General features: G+C 35.3%; 2 protein-coding genes. Both read left to right on the top strand.

Annotated features, from left to right (window positions below; all coding sequences use genetic code 11):
* Positions 1–322 precede the first annotated feature (322 nt).
* On the top strand, positions 323–1,030 hold the full coding sequence (locus HET73_RS07200) for a uroporphyrinogen-III synthase (RefSeq protein ID WP_174132974.1): 708 nt from the start codon (positions 323–325) through the stop codon (positions 1,028–1,030).
* On the top strand, positions 1,030–1,809 hold the full coding sequence (locus tag HET73_RS07195) for an exodeoxyribonuclease III (RefSeq protein WP_174134276.1): 780 nt from the start codon (positions 1,030–1,032) through the stop codon (positions 1,807–1,809). Before HET73_RS07200 ends, HET73_RS07195 begins: the two co-directional genes overlap by 1 nt.
* Positions 1,810–1,927 lie beyond the last annotated feature (118 nt).

Raw genomic sequence — 1,927 nt, 5'->3', positions numbered from 1 at the left:
ATTCTACTCGTGCAACTATCATCTCACAAAGTCTCACTTTCCTCATCTGGAAAAACAATTAAGTACTATGTCGTCTGCTAATATCCTTAATGTCAATCTGACAATGTCATTATCCATCTTAGGGATAAGCAGGCGCAACCATCAGTACTCTCCTTCTGACCATCACACAAACTCCAGACATCTTATGATATTCTACCCTGATGCTAACCTTCCTTTCTGGTAACTCGTACACAGAGGTCGGAATTTCCTGTTAGCTCAAAAATTTTTATTCAGTAATTCATTCATCAAAGGTATTATCTTACCGAAAGTAAAGCAAATCAGAATGAAGTCTATCTTATTAACGAGGCCTTTATCAGATTCACTGAATACAAGAAATATGCTGAAAAAATGTGGGTACAAAGTGTATATAGAACCAGTATTCACGATAAAATATTTGCATCCTGATATGTCTGCATGTGAATTTGATGTTGTAATATCTACAAGCAAGAACAGTGTGAAAGCATTTAGTCAAATGTGCAAAGTAGATGATCTTCCAATTATTACAGTTGGTAATTCAACTATGCAAACTGCAAAGGATGCAGGATTTTCTGATATCACATCAGCAGATAGCAATGTTGATGGGCTGATATCGTTTATAAAAAATCACTATTCAATAGGAGTAAAGTTTTTGTATATAAGGGGACAAGAAGTATCATGTGATTTAAAGAAGAAATTGTCTGAAGAGGGTTTTAATGTAATAGAAGTTATATTCTATAAGACAATTATCAAAAGGAGTTTAACTAACAGGTGCAAAAATTTGTTGTCGGGGGATAAAATCAATAGTGTTGCTTTCTTTTCTTCACAGACAGCAAGAATATTCTGTTCCTTAGTTTTAAAAAGTGGTCTATCTTATGCAACAGGCGATATAATTGCATATACTATGAGTAAGAATATTGCTGATAGTTTAAAGTCAATCAAATGGAAAAAGATTATAACATCGAGGTTACCTACTAGAGAGAGCTTAATTGATATAATTAATAAGGATTGTTGATGCTAAAAATTACAACTTGGAATGTAAACTCTATACGCAAGAGGGTTAATCAACTCTGTAGTTTTATAGTTGATAGTCAAATAGATATAATTTTACTACAAGAAATAAAATGCACGGAAGAACAGTTCCCTTATGCAGAGATAGAAAAGCTAGGATATGAATGTGCTGTCTATGGGCAAGTTGCGAGAAATGGGGTTTGTGTTCTGTCTAAATATCCGATACTAGAGAAATCTAAAATCAATATCGTGGAAAGTTATCAAGAAGCACGTTATATAGAGTGTGTAATAAAGCAAGATAATCAGAATGTAAGAGTAGTGAGCGTATACGTTCCAAATGGTCAAAGCCCGGACTCTCACGCGTTTGCGTATAAACTCAAGTTTTTTGATAACCTACATGAAAGAATGGGTAATTTGTTGAAGAATGAGGAGTTAACTATCGTAGCTGGCGATTATAATGTTGCACCAGATGAAATTGACGTTTTTGACCCAATTTTATTGAATGGTCAAATGTGCTTTCATACAAAAGAACGTGAGAAGTTAAGAGCGATTTTGAATCTTGGATTTAAAGACGCATTTAGAATATCCCACCCGAGTTTACAGCAGTTTACTTGGTGGCATTATCAAGGTAGTTCGCTGAGAAATAACCAAGGAATGCGAATAGATCATATGCTGTTATCACCGCAAGCTGCCGATAGGTTAGAGAAGTGCTACATAGATGACAGGCTGCGCAAGCTGGAAAATCCATCTGATCATACGCCTGTTGTGTGTGTTATGGAATAGGGGGGCTCGTTTAAAAATAGCATAATGGTTGCATAATATCACGTCAGATTCACTATTTGGCATGAAACTATACCTAACACCAGCCCCATAACAAACTTTAGCACATTGGATGAAACGA

Source organism: Wolbachia endosymbiont of Atemnus politus (genome assembly GCF_013309895.1).
This window is presented reverse-complemented; position numbering and strand designations above follow the sequence as displayed.

What these genes read in the sequence shown, in the direction of transcription:
- HET73_RS07200 (WP_174132974.1), top strand. Translation starts at nt 323, where the DNA reads ATGAAGTCTATCTTATTAACGAGGCCTTTATCAGATTCACTGAATACA.
- HET73_RS07195 (WP_174134276.1), top strand. Translation starts at nt 1,030, where the DNA reads ATGCTAAAAATTACAACTTGGAATGTAAACTCTATACGCAAGAGGGTT.